The 18,208-nt window shown below is 44.0% G+C and carries 13 protein-coding genes and 11 tRNA genes; 1 reads left to right on the top strand and 23 read right to left on the bottom strand.

What is annotated here, in order from left to right; all coding sequences use genetic code 11:
- Window positions 1-17 precede the first annotated feature (17 nt).
- The 7 genes from NMM13_RS06835 to NMM13_RS06805 all read right to left on the bottom strand — a co-directional run bounded on the left by NMM13_RS06835 (window position 18) and on the right by NMM13_RS06805 (window position 10,515).
- Window positions 18-1,499 carry an ABC transporter substrate-binding protein gene (locus NMM13_RS06835; RefSeq protein ID WP_254728576.1) on the bottom strand — a complete coding sequence of 494 codons (1,482 nt, stop codon included), beginning with the start codon at window positions 1,497-1,499 and terminating at the stop codon, window positions 18-20.
- A gap of 79 nt (window positions 1,500-1,578) precedes the next feature.
- Window positions 1,579-2,511, bottom strand: a complete 933-nt coding sequence (locus tag NMM13_RS06830) for a carbohydrate ABC transporter permease (RefSeq protein ID WP_003004100.1) — start codon at window positions 2,509-2,511, stop codon at window positions 1,579-1,581.
- 13 nt (window positions 2,512-2,524) lie between these two features.
- Window positions 2,525-3,454, bottom strand: a complete 930-nt coding sequence (locus tag NMM13_RS06825; RefSeq protein WP_118228506.1) for a sugar ABC transporter permease — start codon at window positions 3,452-3,454, stop codon at window positions 2,525-2,527.
- A gap of 229 nt (window positions 3,455-3,683) precedes the next feature.
- Entirely contained in the window at window positions 3,684-5,564 is a 1,881-nt protein-coding gene (locus tag NMM13_RS06820) for a beta-N-acetylhexosaminidase (protein WP_254728578.1), read from the bottom strand.
- Complete coding sequence (locus NMM13_RS06815) at window positions 5,558-6,427, bottom strand: ROK family protein (protein WP_254728580.1); 870 nt, start codon at window positions 6,425-6,427, stop codon at window positions 5,558-5,560. The genes NMM13_RS06820 and NMM13_RS06815 overlap by 7 nt, the downstream gene beginning before the upstream one ends.
- 85 nt (window positions 6,428-6,512) lie before the next feature.
- A complete protein-coding gene (locus NMM13_RS06810) occupies window positions 6,513-9,158 on the bottom strand; it encodes an alpha-mannosidase (protein WP_254728582.1) in 2,646 nt (881 codons plus the stop codon).
- Window positions 9,159-9,234: 76 nt separating this feature from the next.
- Entirely contained in the window at window positions 9,235-10,515 is a 1,281-nt protein-coding gene (locus NMM13_RS06805; protein ID WP_254728584.1) for a glycoside hydrolase family 125 protein, read from the bottom strand.
- Between the two features lie 215 nt (window positions 10,516-10,730).
- Here NMM13_RS06805 and NMM13_RS06800 point away from each other — a divergent pair, with 215 nt between their 5' ends.
- Window positions 10,731-12,806: a GH92 family glycosyl hydrolase gene (locus tag NMM13_RS06800; protein WP_254728585.1), complete on the top strand. Its 2,076-nt coding sequence runs from the start codon at window positions 10,731-10,733 to the stop codon at window positions 12,804-12,806.
- A 190-nt stretch (window positions 12,807-12,996) separates the two neighbouring features.
- On the opposite strand, the gene NMM13_RS06795 is transcribed toward NMM13_RS06800, so the two are convergent.
- The 16 genes from NMM13_RS06795 to NMM13_RS06720 all read right to left on the bottom strand — a co-directional run bounded on the left by NMM13_RS06795 (window position 12,997) and on the right by NMM13_RS06720 (window position 18,205).
- The gene (locus NMM13_RS06795; RefSeq protein ID WP_049472597.1) at window positions 12,997-13,554 is read right to left on the bottom strand and encodes a DUF6287 domain-containing protein; all 558 of its coding nucleotides are present in this window, start codon (window positions 13,552-13,554) and stop codon (window positions 12,997-12,999) included.
- Between the two features lie 138 nt (window positions 13,555-13,692).
- Window positions 13,693-15,198 carry a zinc ABC transporter substrate-binding protein AdcA gene (locus tag NMM13_RS06790; RefSeq protein ID WP_049483548.1) on the bottom strand — a complete coding sequence of 502 codons (1,506 nt, stop codon included), beginning with the start codon at window positions 15,196-15,198 and terminating at the stop codon, window positions 13,693-13,695.
- 2 nt (window positions 15,199-15,200) lie between these two features.
- Window positions 15,201-16,004, bottom strand: a complete 804-nt coding sequence (locus NMM13_RS06785; RefSeq protein WP_049506201.1) for a metal ABC transporter permease — start codon at window positions 16,002-16,004, stop codon at window positions 15,201-15,203.
- A complete protein-coding gene (locus NMM13_RS06780; protein WP_003013743.1) occupies window positions 15,997-16,701 on the bottom strand; it encodes a metal ABC transporter ATP-binding protein in 705 nt (234 codons plus the stop codon). Before NMM13_RS06780 ends, NMM13_RS06785 begins: the two co-directional genes overlap by 8 nt.
- Window position 16,702: 1 nt before the next feature.
- On the bottom strand, window positions 16,703-17,140 hold the full coding sequence (locus NMM13_RS06775; protein ID WP_003004547.1) for a zinc-dependent MarR family transcriptional regulator: 438 nt from the start codon (window positions 17,138-17,140) through the stop codon (window positions 16,703-16,705).
- A gap of 103 nt (window positions 17,141-17,243) precedes the next feature.
- Window positions 17,244-17,327 (bottom strand) — tRNA-Leu (locus NMM13_RS06770).
- 10 nt (window positions 17,328-17,337) lie between these two features.
- Window positions 17,338-17,409: transfer RNA gene (locus tag NMM13_RS06765), tRNA-Gln, on the bottom strand.
- Between the two features lie 19 nt (window positions 17,410-17,428).
- Window positions 17,429-17,501, bottom strand: a tRNA-His gene (locus NMM13_RS06760).
- 12 nt (window positions 17,502-17,513) lie between these two features.
- Window positions 17,514-17,584 (bottom strand) — tRNA-Trp (locus NMM13_RS06755).
- A 6-nt stretch (window positions 17,585-17,590) separates the two neighbouring features.
- Window positions 17,591-17,671, bottom strand: a tRNA-Tyr gene (locus NMM13_RS06750).
- A 15-nt stretch (window positions 17,672-17,686) separates the two neighbouring features.
- Window positions 17,687-17,759, bottom strand: a tRNA-Phe gene (locus NMM13_RS06745).
- 3 nt (window positions 17,760-17,762) lie between these two features.
- Window positions 17,763-17,836: transfer RNA gene (locus tag NMM13_RS06740), tRNA-Met, on the bottom strand.
- Window positions 17,837-17,845: 9 nt separating this feature from the next.
- Window positions 17,846-17,935 (bottom strand) — tRNA-Ser (locus tag NMM13_RS06735).
- Between the two features lie 7 nt (window positions 17,936-17,942).
- Window positions 17,943-18,014: transfer RNA gene (locus NMM13_RS06730), tRNA-Glu, on the bottom strand.
- A gap of 10 nt (window positions 18,015-18,024) precedes the next feature.
- Window positions 18,025-18,098 (bottom strand) — tRNA-Ile (locus tag NMM13_RS06725).
- A 36-nt stretch (window positions 18,099-18,134) separates the two neighbouring features.
- A tRNA-Gly gene (locus NMM13_RS06720) sits at window positions 18,135-18,205 on the bottom strand.
- Window positions 18,206-18,208: the final 3 nt, after the last annotated feature.

Below are 18,208 nucleotides of genomic sequence, written 5' to 3'. Positions count from 1 at the left end.
TTTCACACTACCTGTTCTTATTTTTTAGAAGCAAGGTATTCATCGTATTGTTTTTGCATTTCATCAAGCACTTTTTGGTAAGCACCTTCTGATTTCAATTTTTCAAGCATCTTAGGAACTTCTACTTCAGGATCCACAGTACCAGTATTGATCGCACCTGCGAATTGGTTCAAAGTATTTGTAAGAGCTGTGATTTCTGATTTCACTTTATCTGTGTTAAAGATGAAACCAAGTGCTGGAGATTCTTTTGCAGTTTCCAAGTCTTTCTTAGATTGTGCAATTTGTTCATCTGTTACGTTTTCGTTGATGTAAAGAATCCAGTTGTTACCAGTGTTCCATCCAGACATGTGAGTGTTTCCGTTGTAGCCATCCAAGACTTTCACACGGTTTTCTTTACCTTCAACTTTTTCCCAGTTCTTGCCTTCTGGTCCATAAACAAGTCCGTTCAAGAGTTCTGGATTAGTGTTCAAAAGGTTCAACACTTCCATTGCTTTTTCTTTGTTCTTAGAGTTATTTGAGATAACAAAGTTAGCTACTTGAGTGGTGTTGTTCTTCTTGTAAAGTTCAGTAAATGGTTTGATGTCGATCTTACGGTTTGCTACACGAGTAAGCAAGCTGTTACCGTAGTCAGCAGGTCCTACTGTTTCTTCACGTACCAACCAAGTATCTTGAGAAAGGTCATATCCAGTATCGCTTGTAGCTACGTCTTTTGGAATGTATCCTGCTTCGTAGTATTTGTGAAGAGTCTTCAAGTTTTCTACATAACGAGGGATTGTGTAACGGTCAACGATCTTCGTAGTGTCACCTTTCAAGTCAACAACGAATGGAAGTCCATCAACAGCTACATAGTCGAAGTCATCTGAAGGTCCACCGTAGCTCTTGTTCATGGCAAATGGAACAACGTTTGGATCTTTTTCTTTAATGGCTTTCAAGACTGGTTCAAGAGAAGCATAGTCTTTGACGTTTGAGATGTCGATACCATATTTTTCAACAAGTGGTCCGTTGAAGGCAAAGTTTTGAGAAGATGCAACGTTAGCTGCTACTGGAACAGCATAGATCTTGCCATTTACAGTGTTCCCTTTGATGTATGCTGGGTCAAGTGCTTTGTAAAGTTCTTTCCCTTCTTTCTTGTACAATTCTGTCAAGTCAGCATAGGCACCTTTTTGAGCATTGATAACGTAGTTGTTGGCAAAGGCAATATCATAGTTTTCACCAGATGAGATGATGACGTTCATTTTTTGTGCGTAGTCACCCCAACCAAGATATTGGATATCCAATTTTGCGCCAACTTTCTTTTCAATGATCTTGTTGGCATTTTTAAGAAGAACATCCAAGTTATCTGGTTTGTCACCGATTTGGTACATCTTGATGATTGGTTTACCATCTTCAGTTGTTGCTGATTTCTTGTTGTTCCCTGTAAGGCTTCCACAAGCAGCAAGAGTAGCTCCAAGAGCAATGACACTAGCAGATGCTAACGCGTATTTTTTCCAATTTTTCATAAGAAAAATCTCCTTTATGTTATTTTCTTTTTAGACTAAGTTATGAGTTGAAAATCCTGTTGATTTTCAATGAACGATGTTATTCTTTCACACCACCGATGGTCAAGCCTTTTACAAAGTAGCGTTGGAAGAATGGATAGAGAATGGCGATTGGCACTGTTGCCACAACCACCATGGCCATACGTCCTGTTTCCCGTGGGATGGATTGTACAGCTCCTGCCAATTGGCCGGATACCCCGACGTTTTTAGCGATGTAATCCATATTGTTTTGGATTTGCATCAAGAGGTATTGCAAGGGGTAAAGGTTGTCACTCTTAATATAGAGGAGGGCGTTAAACCAGTCGTTCCAGAACCCTAAAGCAGTGAACAAACTGATGGTCGCAATCCCTGGTAGAGACAATGGCAAGCAGATTTGGAAGAAGATCCGTGTTTCACTTGCCCCATCGATCCGAGCGGATTCAAGGATAGCTTCTGGAATGGTCCGTTTAAAGAAGGTCCGCATCAAGATGATGTTAAATGGACTGAGCAACATTGGGATAATCAAAGCCCCGATGGTATCACCTAACTGCAAGAGTTGAGTGGTCACAATGTAGCTTGGAACCAACCCTGCACTAAAGAGCATACTAAGGAGTGAAAATACGGTAAAGAACTTGCGGTATTTAAAGGTACTCCGTGAGATTGCGTAAGCATAAGTTGTGGTGATAAAGACATTACATGCTGTTCCCACAATGGTCACAAACAAGGTAATGAAGAGGGCTTGCAAGATTTTGTCTTTGAATTGTACCAAGAAGAGATAACCATCAAATCCAAATTTTGCTGGCCAGAATTGGAAGCCATGGACTGCCAAACTTTGTTCGTCTGTCAAAGAGATCATGACAACGAAGATGAAGGGAAGCACACAGGTCAAGCCGACCAAGGTCAACAACAAGGTAAAGAAGAAGTTGCTCTTCTTACTGAAAGAATGGATCCCGACATTATCAATTTTTTCTTTTTGAATGGTTGATTTTTTCATACGATCCTCCTTTCTAGAAGAGAGCGGCATTCTTATCAATGCGACGGGCAATGATATTTGAGATCAAAACAAGAACCAAACCGACTACCGATTGGTAAAGACCGGCTGCTGCTGTCATCCCGATATCCCCTGACTTGGTCAAACCGTTGTAGACATAAACATCAATAACGTTGGTTACGCTATAGAGCGCTCCAGCATTATGCGGGATTTGGTAGAAAAGACCGAAGTCTGCGCGGAAGATATTTCCGACTGCAAGAATGGTCAAGACTGTAATCAAGGAAGACAACTGAGGAATGGTGATGTTGCGAATGCGTTGCCACTTAGACGCACCATCCACGGTCGCTGCTTCATAGAAGGTTGGATCGATTCCCATGATGGTTGCATAGTACATGACACTGCTATAACCAAAGCCTTTCCAGATTCCTAAGAAGAGGAGAAGCGCTGGCCAGATCCACAATTCCGAATAGAAATTGATGGCCTTCATGCCAAATGAAGTTAAGATGTGGTTGACCAATCCTTTGTCCACGTTAAGGAAGGCATCGGTGAAGAAGCTGATGATAACCCATGATAGGAAGTATGGGAAGAGCATGGAGGTTTGAAGCACCTTGACCACTCTTTTTGATCTCAACTCACTAAAGATGATGGCGATCCCAACGGAAACAATCAATCCTAAGAAGATGAATCCTAAGTTGTACAATACCGTGTTTCTTGTAATAATGTAGGCATCTTTGGAACTAAAGAGGAATTTGAAGTTGTCAAAGCCAACCCACTTACTCTTCATGACACTGTCAATGAAGCCCTCTCCCGTAATATGATAGTCCTTAAATGCTACGATATTCCCAAAAACCGGAATATAGAAGAATAAGATTAACCACGCTGCACCAGGTAAGACCATTAAAAGAAAAATGAAATTTTCTCTCAGAGTCCTTACAAACTTTTTCATTTCACTCCCCCCTTTGAGCCTTGAGCGTGTTTATTTACTTTAGTAGCGTTTACATCACCTATTATAAGATAGCCCATTTATATTTTCAAACTCCTAATTATAGAAAAAATTCTACAAATTTATGACATAGCTTTAAAAAAAGGAGTAGAAAAGGGTGATCGTAAAGACAGCTCCTCTTCTACTCCTATCCCACCGTGGATGAGATACCTGTCATCCAACTTGGCATTTTTTACGTTGTATAAATGGTTGAGGCCGTCGCAATGGTGTGCCATTGATTAGCTGTTGTGGCTGCGAAGTCCTGATCCCCGTAGAAATCATTGAATGGTAAGATCTCTACTTCTAGTTCATCGATACGAGAGATTTCGCCTGCTAGGTAGTTTTCAATACGGCTTTCTGCGCGCTTGATGCGTTGCAAGAGTCCACCCATACGGATATCTACGGTATCCAAGCCAAAGACCTTGTTTTCTTTCAACCATTGGTGGCTAAAGAGAGCATGGAAGTGTTCAATCTGGCTTCTTAATTTTGGCAATTCTTCTCTAGCAATTTGTCGCAAACTCTCTTTATCACCTGTGTGATAGGCCTCACGGATGCGTCGACCTACATCCACTTTACTACTTAAAATAGCATTCAACTGAGCCTGGGTTGCAAAGAGATAGACGTAGACGCCAGCTTTTTCTTTGATAGCAGTAAGAGTCTCAGCTGCCTGGGCAAAGTGTGGTTTGTCCTGTTCAGGAGTCATGTGCTTGTCAAGGATTGGACAGAGGACATCCTGATAAAAGACATAGCGGTTGGGGTTGATACCATGTATATTACCTGGTAGGTCTGGCAAGAGGTTGGCTAGATCCAGCTGCATGAAGTCCTCAACTGATAGACCTGTATTGGTCTTGAAGTGGGCAGATAGACGCTCTAAATCATTGCGGTAGCTGAGTTCCGCCCAGATTTGTAAGCTAGGCAGGATCGAGAACTGGGCCGTTTCACCACCGTTGTCCCCCCAACCTGTCACGATGACTTCCTTGATCTGGTTGGCACGGCAGGCTTTATTGGCTTCTACTGAAATGAGACGACTGAAATGGTTGTGGGGCGTAAAACCAATCCATTTCCAGGCACCACCTGCAAAGGCGATATCCTGGCTAATCTTGTGGTGATTACGGAAGTTTCGGTTGTATTTTTCCTCGCTATCTTGATAATAATCCCAGTAAACCAAGGTGACACGGTCTTTGAGACGGTCTAGGTAAACACGCGTTTCCTCTGGAATTTCTACCTCACGGTCGTACTGGCCATCTGCTGACATGAGCTTAAAGAACATATCGCTCCACATCTGGCAGTGGAAACCATACTTGTCCGCAATATCCAAGACGCGCTCCAAGTGTTGGCACATGAGAAGACTCCGATCCACCACACCGTTCAAGATGAGGTAGCGTCCCAAACCAACTAGGTGAGCTTCATCCATCCCGATGTTGACCTTGCGAGTTTGTAATTTAGATAACGTCGCAAACATGCCGTCAATCAGGTCATAAACTTTTTCTTCACCGATGAGGAGAATGTCTTCTACATCGCGGAGTTGCTGGACTTCCTTAACCCCCCATTTGACAAAGGCTGACAAGTGGGCCAAGGTCTGAATGCATGGGACAAAGGTCATGTCAAACTGCTGGGCGTAGGCTTCAATTTCTTGTAACTCTTCAGCAGAGTATGCTCCACGGAAATAACCAAAGTAAGGTTGTCCCTCGATTTGATAAGTGTCTTCCATGTAGAGCTCAAAAGTTGAATAACCCATAAGAGCTAAGACCTCAATCATCTGCTTGGCAGATGCGACATTGAGCACGGCATTGCGCGAACAGTCCGCCATATAGGCTAAATCTTCATAGGCCGCCTGCTCTTCAATCTCTACCTTGTCCCCTTCTGCTAAAGCTGTTGCTAGCACAGATAAAGCACGGTAGAGTTGATGAGGTTTACGGTAGGTCAGTTGATACTGCCCCTTCTCCCCCTTGATAGAGATAGAAGCTTGGTCAGACTGAGCGACTGCCACTTCTACATCTGGTAGAGAAATGTGATTTTTTAATACTTCGATAGATTGGGCTTGTTTGGGACTAAGTCCTGTAAAAGTTACCATTGGTTTTCCTCCTGTAACCAGTTGACAAGGGCACCGTAGAGATTGGCATCTGCCTGATAGGTGCAGGCTTGAATGACTGGAGCGATGGTATATTCTTCATATCTGTCCACAAAGGCGTCCACTGCTTTTTGAACCCCTTTGATAAAATCTGGGTTTTGACTGATAGAGCCACCTAGGCTAATCACATCTGGGTCAATGAGATACTGGATATTGAGCAGTCCTTGAGCAAGATTACGATTCATGCGCTCAATGGCTTCCTGGCAAAGGGCATTGCCGGCTGCAGCCTCTTGGTAGACCTTACGTCCATCCCAGTCAGACTGACCTGATTTTTCAATCACATAGCGAACCATGTTTCCTGTAGAAGCGAGTTGTGACCAGTTGTTGAGCTTTTCTGCGGGTTCAATGGTGGTCATATAGCCAAACTCTCCTCCCAATCCATGACGACCTCGGTGAAGCTTGCCATTGATAATCATAGCTCCACCGATCCCTGTACCAATCACGACACAGGCTGCATTTTCAATCTCAGGATGTGCCAGCAGTTCACTCAGTCCAACACAGTTGGCATCATTTTCTAGATGGACAGGTAGTTGGTGATGGGCAAGCGCCTCATACCAAGAAAAACCATGAATATAAGGAATGGCACTGATCCCTTCAATCACACCTGTTTCTTGGTTAACAGCTCCTGGTACACTCATGGCAATCCCACGGTAGTCACGTTCTGACAATAGCTGGTCCAACCAAACCAACAAATCTTCTAGAGTTTTTGGCGTTGGGGTGCTGGCCTTATCTAAAATCTTTCCATCCGGAGTGAGACTAGCAAACTTAATCCCAGTCCCTCCGATATCAATCGTTGCAAGGGTCATGGCTTTTACCTGTAAAAAGGAGCGAGTCAGCAGTCGGTTCTTACTCTTTTCGCTCCTCCTTTCTTTTTATGTTATCTTTTTGAAATTAGATTTCTTCTTTTTTAATCCATTCTGTCTGGATTTCTTGCGGTGCCAATAAACCTGTATGGACCGGATACGGTTGTTCCAGAAGATCGACAACCGTTTGTTGTCCTTCTGACACGCGCACATTTTCTTGGCTCATGTTGTAATAGCGAAGGATGTAACCTTCTTCATTTTCCGCTACCTTAAAGGCTGTTGGACAAACCTGAGGATGTGTCAAAGCTGTATGCTTGAGTAAGCTACCAGACGCTGCTACACTTCCTTCTTGTTTTTCAACTTGAAGGCTGGTCATCGGTGTCTGCAAAGCTTTCGCTCGGCAATAAGCTGAGAAGCGCCCCTGAGCTTGATGGCATTCTACTGCATATTCAACCTCAAAGTCCCGTAAGCATTGTGCTTCTGGTGTTGGGAAATAGCCCCAGTCACCAAGTTCACCGGAAGCCCGGAGAAGGGTTACAGCTATCGTATCGTCTCCAAGGATTTCATATTCATGCAATCCTTTGTTGGCTACGGTCACTCCTTTAACGTCGTCATACAAGCTGACGAAGGCTTGCTGGTGTTGGGGATTTTCAGGATTTTCCCAAGAAGCAGCTGGTTTATTTGGCCGTGTGACCACCTCATAGATACTTTCAGAATCGTTGCTTGGACGTGTATTGTGAGTCTTGACCAAGAGACGGATTCGATGATCCTTGGCTGTGTTGATGAAGCGCGTCTTGAAGCGAATTTGCGGATCATCTACAAAGATGGTCATCTCCGTTTCAAGAGGGATGGTTGTCAGCTCTTCTGAGCGACTTGCCTTGCGGTTCATAAACTCGATAATGCCTCTTTGCTCCGCATCCAATTGTTCATCCGCGCTGACCGGGATCGTCAAGTCATGCTTGAGCAAGATTTTGGCATAGCGAGCATTGTTTTCCAAGACCTCATAAGCTGTTAACTCCGCATAGATCGGCTCGGTTCCTTTTGGTTGGAAGTAGATATATTCATTACCGATATCCCCACGATCTTCAAAGCGAAGGAAATCCTCATAAGCCTCATTGGTCGTTTTATCATAGAGGGTCAAGCCATCATCGATACTAAGGGTTACAAATGGCGTATCGATCACCCCATTTTGGAACAGACCATCATGATGAGGTGCTTTGCCTTCCAAGAGCTGGAAGGTCGTCCAAGACAAGGCTGCCAAATGAACAGGAACCGTCACGCGCACTTGACGTGCAATATAGGGTTGGCGGAATTTATCCTTAGGCAGGGTATAGCCAAAGCTTGCTCCCAAGTCTTCAATCTCTGCTTCTACAAGATGTCCATCTAAATCCTCTACATGGTAGTCTGGCAAGCTCAAAGCAGCCATTTTCTTGAAGCCCTCTGTCGGGTGCAATTCCTTAAATGGACAAACTGCCACATCGACAATCGTGCTGACAGTATCCACCTTATTGTGCAAGCCAGTGTTGATGACCGTAAAGAGGTGCTCACTCTGCGCTTTTTGAGTTGCTAGTTTGCCCTTCCATTCGTTGAGAAGGTTGGTCTTGACAAAGTTTCCAACTTGGTTGACCTTGGCAAAACGAACTTCCATTTCACGGTGAACATCATCCACGCTACATCCACAAATACTATCGTGTGGCGCATTTTGTAAGAGTGTCTTCCAGGCATAGGTCAATTGATCCTTATGGTTATGCCCACCAGTAATGATGGTCAAAGGTTCGACCACTTGCTCGAGCAAGTTGCTATTCTCTTGGAAGGCTTGCTTGAGATAAATCCGAGAGGAAGACGTATTTGCCAGTGTGTACCAACCATCGGTTTCCTGACTGGTCAATTCTCCCGAAACCGTAGATAATTGTTCAGGAAGCGCACTTTCCACTGCTTGAACATATTCATCAAAGGAGCTATGAATAAAGGTCACGTCAGGGAACAGTTCGTTAGCCACACGAATAGCTTCACTCAAGTTTCGTTGAACCGGTTGGTGGTCGCAACCGTTCATCATCAACCATTGGTTGGTTGAGGCATAGTCGCGAACATCTGCCAATTTTTGTTTCCAGAAAGCCAAAGCTTCATCTTTTTCCACTGGAATTTCGTTCCCGTTACTGTACCAGTTGGCAAAGAGAATACCCAGCACACGGCTACCATCCGCCCCTTGCCAGTACATTTCAGAAAATTGAGAGGTAAATTGCTCATCTTCGAGGACTTGGTTGTCAAAGCCGATTGGCTTCACACCACGCCCAAAAGCTGCTACGTGAATGCCTGATTTTTGAAGGATTTGAGGAGCTTGTCCCATATTTCCAAAGGTATCCGGGAAATAACCAATCTGAGTAGATTTGCCCCATTTAGCGCATTCAGCCTGTCCGATCAAGGTATTGCGGACATTGGCTTCGCTGGAGATCAGGTAATCATCCTGCAAGATGTAGAAGGGACCAATCTTGAGCTTGCCCTCGTCGATATAACGCTGCACCTTTTCACGGTTTTCAGGGCGAATTTCTAAATAGTCGTCAAGGACAATGGTTTGGCCATCCAAGTGGAAACTTTTGAACTCAGGATCATTTTCAAAAAGATCAAACAGATTGTCAAACAGTTCCACCAATTGCATCCGGTGGCTTTCAAAAGGTAGATACCACTCACGATCCCAGTGGCTATGAGAGATGATATGTACAACAACATTTTCCATGAGTAAAACCTCATTCTAACTTAAATTTAAAGATCTATTTGTGATTCTTTACAAGAATCTGTTAAGCGACAGCTCATTAGCGAATATCCAAGTAATCCAAGACTAATTCACAGAACATCATGTTGGCCCAAGAGAACCATTCACGCGAGTATTTAGTTGGATCATCTACATGGAAACTTTCGTGCATGACGCCCGTGCCTCCATCGCAGGCAACCAACTGGTCCAGCAAATGTTTTTTCTCAGCTTTATCTGTCGTTGTCAATCCTTGAATGGATAAAGCAATCGGCCAGATATAGCGATAAAACGTATGAGAACTTCCTAGTCCACTTGCGTACTTCCCTTCATAGAAGTAGGGATTTTCAGGGCTCAAAATCGTCCGACGAGTAGCTTGGTAGACCTCATCGTCAATGGCGCAATATCCCAGATAAGGAGCTGCCAACAAGCTTGGCACGTTCGGATCATCCATGATGCTAGCATTTCCCAAACCATCTACCTCAAAGGCATAAATCTTCTCACCCTTGCTATTAGTGGTGTAGGCATAATTTTCGATCCCTTCTTGAATCTCAGCTTGCAGACGTTTAGAGTCAGCAATGATGCTTTCACTATCAGCTAGATTCAACTCTGCAAAGATTTTTTGCACATAACCCAAGACAACCACTGCAAACATATTGGATGGAATCAGATAGCTATACTGACAGCAGTCATCACTTGGACGAAAGGCTGACCAGGTCATCCCTGTCACGGCAAAATCAGGACCAAAACCATCATTTACCAAAGTGTCTTCCTTACGATCCGTATCCCGAACAAAGCGATAAGGAGAGTTCTTGTGGTCTTGCTCCACCGTCCAGAGATGAAGGATTTCCTTGGTCGCCGTAACAAAAGTTTCATCAAACTGGCTAGTCTCACCAGTTTCTTTCCAAAGGAGAAAAGCTAATTGCAAGGGATAGCACAGCGAATCCACTTCATACTTGCGTTCCCAAATCCAGCCATTGAGATCTGTATGGTCGGTCTCGTGGTGACCCTTCCAGTTCTCTTCAATGTTGAAGGAGTTGGCATAGGGATCCTTGAGAATCAAAGTCATCTGACGTTTAACCAAGCCAGCAATGGTCTGGCGCAAGAGAGGGTCTCTTTTAGCCACATGAAGATAAGGTCTCAATTGAGCCGTCGAGTCACGCAACCACATAGCTGGGATGTCCCCTGTTAACACAAAGGTTGAACCATCTTCTAAAATTTCAACTGTATTGTCCAAAGTGTCTGTATAACAACGTTCAAAGACATCCACCCACTCAGGGTACTCCTTAGCTCGCTCAGCCACTTGGTCCAGCCATTCTCGCACGATTTCTTTTGAATAGGTCATTTATTTTCCTCACACGTATCGATTCTTTCCTATTCAGTATAAAAGATTTCAGATGGGAAATACATACGCAAACTATAGCCCTTTTTCTACAAAATTTTCCATTTGATAAAAACGCTATCATATTTGACAACACTTTGATACAATGAAGAAAATATCACTGCGTGTTCCAAGAAAAACACAGACCATTTAAGGTTGATGAAGAAAAAGGAGACCAGATGCACACTACTTGCCAGACCATCGATACCCGCTGGGGAAGCGATAATCATCCCCACTATTCGCACGGAAACACCCTCCCTTATACCGGAGTTCCTTTTGGAATGAACTACTTCCTTCCCCAGACGACACACGAACAAGGAGCTTGGTTTTTCAACCCCAATCTCCCTATTTTTCAGGGGTTTCGCCTCACCCACCAGCCTAGTCCTTGGATCGGAGACTACGCTTGGTGTCTCATCACGCCCATCACAGGAGAAGTTACAAGTTCCGACCTCTTCCGTCGCCAGAGCAGTTATTCGCTGAAAGAAGCTCTTTTTCAGCCCCACTACCTCCGTATTTTTTCGGAACGTTATCAGATTCAAAGCGAGCTGGTTCCAAGCCGCTACGGGGCTGTCATGCGCTTTCAAGCACCAGAAAAATTGACTCTCTGCTTTCATGCAGCAAAGGAACTAGAGGACTTGACCCTTACAGACCACACCTGTCACTTCCACATTCTGGATCAGGCCCATACTGCTGATACTTCCTACTCTTTCTATCTCCAGTGGCAATTTAGCCAGCCGATCGAGACTGTCACTCACATCGATCAGGATCTTTTTCTTACCTTTGCTAGCAATGAGGTGACCGTCCAATTAGGAAGCTCTTATCTGTCCCAAGACATGACTCACAGCCATCTTCCCAACCTTCCCTTAGAGGAAGCTAAAAAAAAAGCAGCCGATCAATGGAATCAGCTACTAAAACGAATTGAAGTGAAAGATAACGGAGGATGTGATCAAGCCTTTTTCGACCACTGCCTGTACCGACTCCTCCTTTTTCCTCAAACCTTTTATGAAATAGATACCGAGGGAAATGACTGGCACCTGGATGTCACCCATAATGAAATCAAACCAGGAAAAGCTTATACGAATGTCGGTTTTTGGGATCTCTTCCGAACATCTTTTCCGCTCTTTAGCCTTGTCTACCCCGATTACTACCGTCACTTCCTCGAAGGATTTTTAAATACATACCAGGATACTGGTTTTCTACCAAAATGGTTGGCCCCAGATGAACGAGGGATGATGCCAGGCACTCTCATTGATGGAGTCTTCGCAGATGCTGTCACAAAAGGGATCGCACCAGACCTACATGAAAACATGCTGACAGCCATGCTCCAGACAGCCCAAAAAACAGATCCTATGCAACATTTTGGTCGCCATGGCAATGAAAGCTACAAAGTGCTTGGCTACTTACCTGAAGATTTTCACGAAAGTGTTAGCCACAGCCTCGATTATGCTTACAGTGATTTTTGCATTGCCACCGTCGCTAAGCAATTGGGTCAGGTAGAAACGGCTACTCAGTATGCTGCTTCCAGCCTCTCCTACCGAACATTGTACGATGCCCAAACGGGCTTCATGAGAGCGCGATCCACCAATGGGAAGTTTAAAGCCCCCTTTTCTCCTACTAGTTGGGGAGGAGATTATGCAGAATGTTCTGCAACCCAGGCTACTTTTGGAGCCTTACACGACCTCTCCGGCATGATAGAGCTAATGGGCGGTAAAAAAGCCTTCACCCAACGACTGCTGGATCTGGCCAATCAAAAACCTCAATTTGACGTAAGAGGATATGGCTATGAAATCCACGAAATGAGTGAAATGGCCCAAGCTCCATTTGGGCAGATCGCCATCTCCAATCAACCGAGCTTTCACATTCCCTACCTCTTCCGCCACAGCCTTCACCCCGAATATACCAATCTCCTTATCCACCAGATCCGTTTCCAAGCTTTCCATCAAGATTTCCAAGCCTACCCAGGTGATGAAGACAATGGTAGCCTATCTGCTTGGTACATCTGGTCGGTCCTTGGACTCTACCCAACCTGCCCAGGAAAACCAATCTATGATCTGGGCCTCCCTCTCTTTAAAGAAGTTCTTCTCCATCTTCCAAACCATGAGCTCAAAATTTGTGCTAACTCCCATACTACAGGTGCCTATTTCATCCAAAAAGCCCGATTAGATGGCAAAGACCAGCAAGAGATTTCCCATCAGGATCTCCTTGAAGCCCAATTGCTCCAGTTTGACCTTTCATGGCTCCCCCCACATGCATAAGAAAAAGAAAGTGGGACAGAAATCGGTCATTCGTTAGAATTCGATTTCGTCGTCCCACCTCCGCACAGTTGAGTAGGGCTGTAAAAGCTGATGAAATCAGCGTAGTAGAGCCCACTCAACCACTGCGTCTTGCTCGACAATCTAAAAATAATTGAGAGGCTAGGACTTTTGTCCCAGCCTCTTTTTTCTGTTATTCATCTCCTACATGATAGTAGATCGAGCCTTGTTCCCCAAAACTAGCGATACCAACACCAGACCATAAGCGGTTTTTAGAGGCATCTGATGTATCTTTAAAGACGACCTGTCCTTGATCATCGACCTGATCACCAATGGTCACTCCTGCAGGAATATACTCCAACAAGAAGCCTCCATCACGACCACCATAAATGCCTTCTGATGCTGTTCCATAATCCGTCAAAGAAGCTCCATAGCCCTCTAACTCTTGTGAGACCAACCCTTTGTCGTTAAAGACCAGCTTGTTTCCCTTATCATCTTGCCAGATACCAGCAATACTGCTGTAGTCTCCATTGGCAATCGCTTCAAGATCCATTTTCTTCACTTCTTTTTTCTCTTCTTTTTTTTCTTTCTCCTTCACTTCCGAACTAGAAGCAGCCGTCTTTTTGACCTCAGAAGAGGTCGTCGTTTGACTAGAAGAAGCCGGTGATTTTTTACTCACCCTCTGCTGCGAACAAGCTACCAACAGGACCACACTGAGAAGACTCACAAGAATTGCACCAACTTTTTTCATTTAAAATTCCCCATACATTTTTTAATTTAAAGCCCTTTCATTGTAACGTATTTTCAAGCATTTGACAAGCTTCACTCCCCATTTTTAATCAAAAAGAGACCGGGATAATCAGTCCTAGTCTCTCTTTTGATACAACTTTTAATGAGCCAGCATTTCCTGTGCCACTTCTAAACCAGATAAGTTCGAAGGATAATAAGTTGGCCAATTTTCCAACTCATCATAAAGCGCTTCTTGACTCTTTCCTCCATGGAAAATGTGGAAGTGAGCTGCCTTTACCGGAGTAATTTCATGGTCACTAAATTGAACATATTTGAAGTCTCCCGCATCGCTCTCCTTGGCTTCAAATAGATAACGAACACCACGATTTCCCTTCTTATAAGTCAAAATGTGCTTACCTACGTATTTATAGGTATATTTCTTAGAAGATCCTTTTTGATAAAACTCCATTGAATCCTTATCAATCTTAATCCGATCAATATCTGTTTGGTAACCCTTGGTATAATATTCCTTATACTCAGCAGCCGTCATAGTTGGATTTAATTTTGCCTTATAATCAAAGACCTGATCCAAAGTTCCATCTTGCAAGTATGGATAAACCGATTTCCAATCACCTGCATAATTTGCTAAGCTACGATCCTTCACTTGACTATCCTCGAAATATCCCTTTTGAACTGTCTTAGCATCTTCCTCATGTTCCGGTTGAATATCCTTACCAGCTTGTGACGTTGTTTTCTCTAGCGCCTTCAGATTCTCCTTCATAACAGACACGTAGTCTTCGCCATCTTTCATTTCTTGATCCGTCAAGCTTTCCAAAGGATTTAAGACAGCTAACTCAACACCAGCTTCAGAAGACAAGGTTTTCGCCAAGGACTTAGAAGCATTTTCCTCAAAGTAAATGACCTTGATCTCATTTTTCTTGATATACTCTGTCAATTCACGCAATCGTGCAGCAGAAGGCTCACTATCAGGTGAAATCCCTGAAATGGCCACCTGGTTTAATCCATAATCTAAGGCCAAGTAACGGAAAGCCGCGTGTTGGGTTACGAAATTCTTTTGCTTCGCATCTTTCAATCCATCCTGATAAGCTTGATCCAAAGCCTGTAATTTCTTCAGATAGGCTTGGGCATTTTTCTCAAACGTCTTTTTCTTATCTGGATAAGCTGCCACCAACTGATCACGAATCGACTCTACCATCTTCATGGCACGATGTGGAGAGAGCCAAAGGTGAGGATCATATTCATGATGGTGTTCTTCGCCCCCTTCGTGTTCATGTTCCTCTTCCAATCCAGGAAGCAAGACCATGCCCTTGGTGGCATCGATCACTTTAGTTTTCTTATCCTTCATTGATTTCAAAAGATTTGGAACCCACGTTTCCATGTTTTCATTCTCATAAACGAAAACATCCGAATCTTGAATCATAGCCCGCCCCTTAGCAGACAATTCATATTCATGAGGCTCTGATCCTGCTCCAATGAGCAGGTCTACCGTTCCTTCATCTCCGACAATATTTTTTGTAAAATCATAAACAGGATAGAAAGTGGTCATCACTTTTAATTTCCCATTTTGACTCTGACTTTTGCCACAAGCTGTCAAAACAAGTGTTAAAGCCACTAACAATAACCAACCAAATTTTTTAAAGTTCATATCTACTTCCTCAAACGTGATCCAAGATTCACAAGCAAGAACAGTGCCACAAATAAAAGCGTAATACTGGCACTCGCTGGTGTATCTGCAATATAAGACAAAATCAACCCACTAAACATCCCGATAAAACCAATGATGACCGCAAGCAACATGACCCCACGGAAGTTCTTCCCTAATTTCAGGGCAATACTAGCCGGTAAGACCATGATGGTTGAAACCAATAACGATCCTGCTGCAGGAATCATTAAGGCGATAGCAACCCCCGTTACCACATTAAATAAAATGGACATAGTCCGGACAGGAAGGCCATCTACGAAGGCCGTATCTTCATCAAAGGTCAAAATATACATAGGCCGCAAGAATAAGGCCGTCAGCACTAATACAACGAAAGCAATCACAAACAAGGCGATCACCTGTTCATCTGTAATGGTTAAGGTAGAACCAAACAAATATTGATCCAAGCTCATCGAGCTTTTCCCACCACCACGCATCAGTACCAAAGCTAGGGCAAGACCAGTGGACATTAGAATTGCCGTCCCAATCTCCATAAAGTCCTTAAATAAGGTCCGCAAATACTCAAGAAAGACCGCAGCAATAATGACAATGATCATAGTCGAGAGCGTCGGAGAGATCCCAAGAAAAAGTCCAAAAGCGACACCCGCAAGAGAGACGTGACTCAGCGTATCACTCATCAGACTCTGCCGTCTTAAAATCAAGAAAATCCCTAATACAGGAGAAAAAAGACTCATGGCAACCATAGCCAACAAGGCCCGCTGCATAAAATCATACTGGAATAAATCAAGCATGGTCACCCTCCCCTTCAGTATCATGGACATTAAAACATCTCCAAGGAGAGCTTTGGTCACGAACCAAATGAATATTCCGATCCGCAAACTGGTTAACCTCTTCAGGATCATGTGTAATCATCAAGACAGATTTTTGATGGTGATGCGCACTATGATGCATTAACTCATAAAAATCACTCTTTGTCGTCGCATCCATCCCTGTTGTCGGTTCATCTAAAACAAAGATATCCGGATCTGAAGCAAACATCCGAGCAATGACGGCCCGCTGTTTCTGACCACCAGACAAAGAACCAATCGCCCGATCCTTGAACTCCAGCATCCCAACAGATTCTAAACTCTTTAGAATATGCTTTTCATCGTGCTCATTCAACTTTCGAAACCAGCCTTTACGAGGATACCGACCTGACTTCACAAATTCATAAACCGTACTTGGAAACCCTGCATTAAAACTAGCAATTTGTTGCGGCAAATAAGCAATCCTTAACTTCTTTCCCTTAACATTCGTCTTTGAAATCTCAACAGTCCCAACCTTGGGCTGTAAGATGCCAAGGCTAGCCTTAATCAAGGTTGACTTAGCAGCGCCATTCTCGCCAGTCAGCGTAACAAACTCTCCACTATCTAAATAGTAATTGATCCCTTCCAGAACCGGTTCTCGATCATAATAGAACGATAAATTTGAAACCGTAATATACCTCAAACTATAACTCCTCTTCCAATAAATCTAAAAACCGCGAAATGACCCCTTGCTCATTCTTAGTAAACTTCGACAAGACATCCTCATAAGTGTGAAGGGTATGCTGATGGTGGTGCTGATGCTCTAAGGCAATCGGCTTACCAATCTCAGTTAAGCGGTAATAGAGAACCCGTGCATCATTTTCATCGCGATAAGTCTCCAGCATCCCCTGACTTAATAAGGGCTTCACAGCCTTCGTGATCGCTGCCTGACTAACATTCAATTTCTTTGCTAAGACAGAATTGGTTAGAGCTTCATCAGCAACCAGCATCAAAATATGTTCCTGAGTGTTGGTTAATGAAACACCACTTGTACAAGAACCAACTAAAATCTCATGTTGATTCTCAGATAATAATAAAATAGAATTTAAAAAACGATCGATTTTATTTGCAACTTCAGACAAAATTAACTCCTTCTAATTCACTAAAAGAAACTTTACCGGTTAATTATATCACAAAAAAGAAAAAAATAAAACAAAAAAAGGAGTAAAACTCCTTTATAATCTATACCGGCGGCCGGGGTCGAACCGGCACGTCCTTGCGGACACTGGATTTTGAGTCCAGCGCGTCTGCCAATTCCGCCACGCCGGCATAAATTTAACTGGGGTAGCTGGATTCGAACCAACGCATGAGGGAGTCAAAGTCCCTTGCCTTACCGCTTGGCTATACCCCAATAATAATATTAATAAATAGGCGAGTGATGGGGATCGAACCCACGCATGCCAGAGCCACAATCTGGTGTGTTAACCACTTCACCACACCCGCCATAATTATTAACACGGGCAGTAGGAATTGAACCCACACTGAAGGTTTTGGAGACCTTAGTTCTACCTTTAAACTATGCCCGTAAAGGATGGAAGGGGAGGGATTCGAACCCCCGAACCCGAAGGAGCGGATTTACAGTCCGCCGCGTTTAGCCTCTTCGCTACCCTTCCTGATTATTGAATTGATGGCGCGAGACGGAATCGAACCGCCGACACATGGAGCTTCAATCCATTGCTCTACCAACTGAGCTACCGAGCCAAATTGCGGGAGCAGGATTTGAACCTACGACCTTCGGGTTATGAGCCCGACGAGCTACCGAGCTGCTCCATCCCGCGTTAATATTAAGGAGGATGTGGGATTCGAACCCACGCACGCTTTTACACGCCTGACGGTTTTCAAGACCGTTCCCTTCAGCCGGACTTGGGTAATCCTCCAAATATATAGTCCGTACGGGATTCGAACCCGTGTTACCGCCGTGAAAAGGCGGTGTCTTAACCCCTTGACCAACGGACCATACTATTAATGGGCACGAGTGGACTCGAACCACCGACCTCACGCTTATCAGGCGTGCGCTCTAACCACCTGAGCTACGCGCCCAAGTTAAAAACTTGGTAAAAATGAACAAAAGTTCAAAGCGGGTGACGAGAATCGAACTCGCGACAACAGCTTGGAAGGCTGTAGTTTTACCACTAAACTACACCCGCTTA

Origin of the sequence: Streptococcus sp. CF8_St5-11 (assembly GCF_024295625.1) — a bacterium.
GTDB lineage: Bacteria > Bacillota > Bacilli > Lactobacillales > Streptococcaceae > Streptococcus.
This window is presented reverse-complemented; position numbering and strand designations above follow the sequence as displayed.

What these genes read in the sequence shown, in the direction of transcription:
- NMM13_RS06815 (WP_254728580.1), bottom strand. Translation starts at nt 6,427, where the DNA reads ATGACCCTTGCAACGATTGATATCGGAGGGACTGGGATTAAGTTTGCT.
- NMM13_RS06800 (WP_254728585.1), top strand. Translation starts at nt 10,731, where the DNA reads ATGCACACTACTTGCCAGACCATCGATACCCGCTGGGGAAGCGATAAT.
- NMM13_RS06790 (WP_049483548.1), bottom strand. Translation starts at nt 15,198, where the DNA reads ATGAACTTTAAAAAATTTGGTTGGTTATTGTTAGTGGCTTTAACACTT.
- NMM13_RS06830 (WP_003004100.1), bottom strand. Translation starts at nt 2,511, where the DNA reads ATGAAAAAATCAACCATTCAAAAAGAAAAAATTGATAATGTCGGGATC.
- NMM13_RS06785 (WP_049506201.1), bottom strand. Translation starts at nt 16,004, where the DNA reads ATGCTTGATTTATTCCAGTATGATTTTATGCAGCGGGCCTTGTTGGCT.
- NMM13_RS06810 (WP_254728582.1), bottom strand. Translation starts at nt 9,158, where the DNA reads ATGGAAAATGTTGTTGTACATATCATCTCTCATAGCCACTGGGATCGT.
- NMM13_RS06795 (WP_049472597.1), bottom strand. Translation starts at nt 13,554, where the DNA reads ATGAAAAAAGTTGGTGCAATTCTTGTGAGTCTTCTCAGTGTGGTCCTG.
- NMM13_RS06805 (WP_254728584.1), bottom strand. Translation starts at nt 10,515, where the DNA reads ATGACCTATTCAAAAGAAATCGTGCGAGAATGGCTGGACCAAGTGGCT.
- NMM13_RS06820 (WP_254728578.1), bottom strand. Translation starts at nt 5,564, where the DNA reads ATGGTAACTTTTACAGGACTTAGTCCCAAACAAGCCCAATCTATCGAA.
- NMM13_RS06835 (WP_254728576.1), bottom strand. Translation starts at nt 1,499, where the DNA reads ATGAAAAATTGGAAAAAATACGCGTTAGCATCTGCTAGTGTCATTGCT.
- NMM13_RS06825 (WP_118228506.1), bottom strand. Translation starts at nt 3,454, where the DNA reads ATGAAAAAGTTTGTAAGGACTCTGAGAGAAAATTTCATTTTTCTTTTA.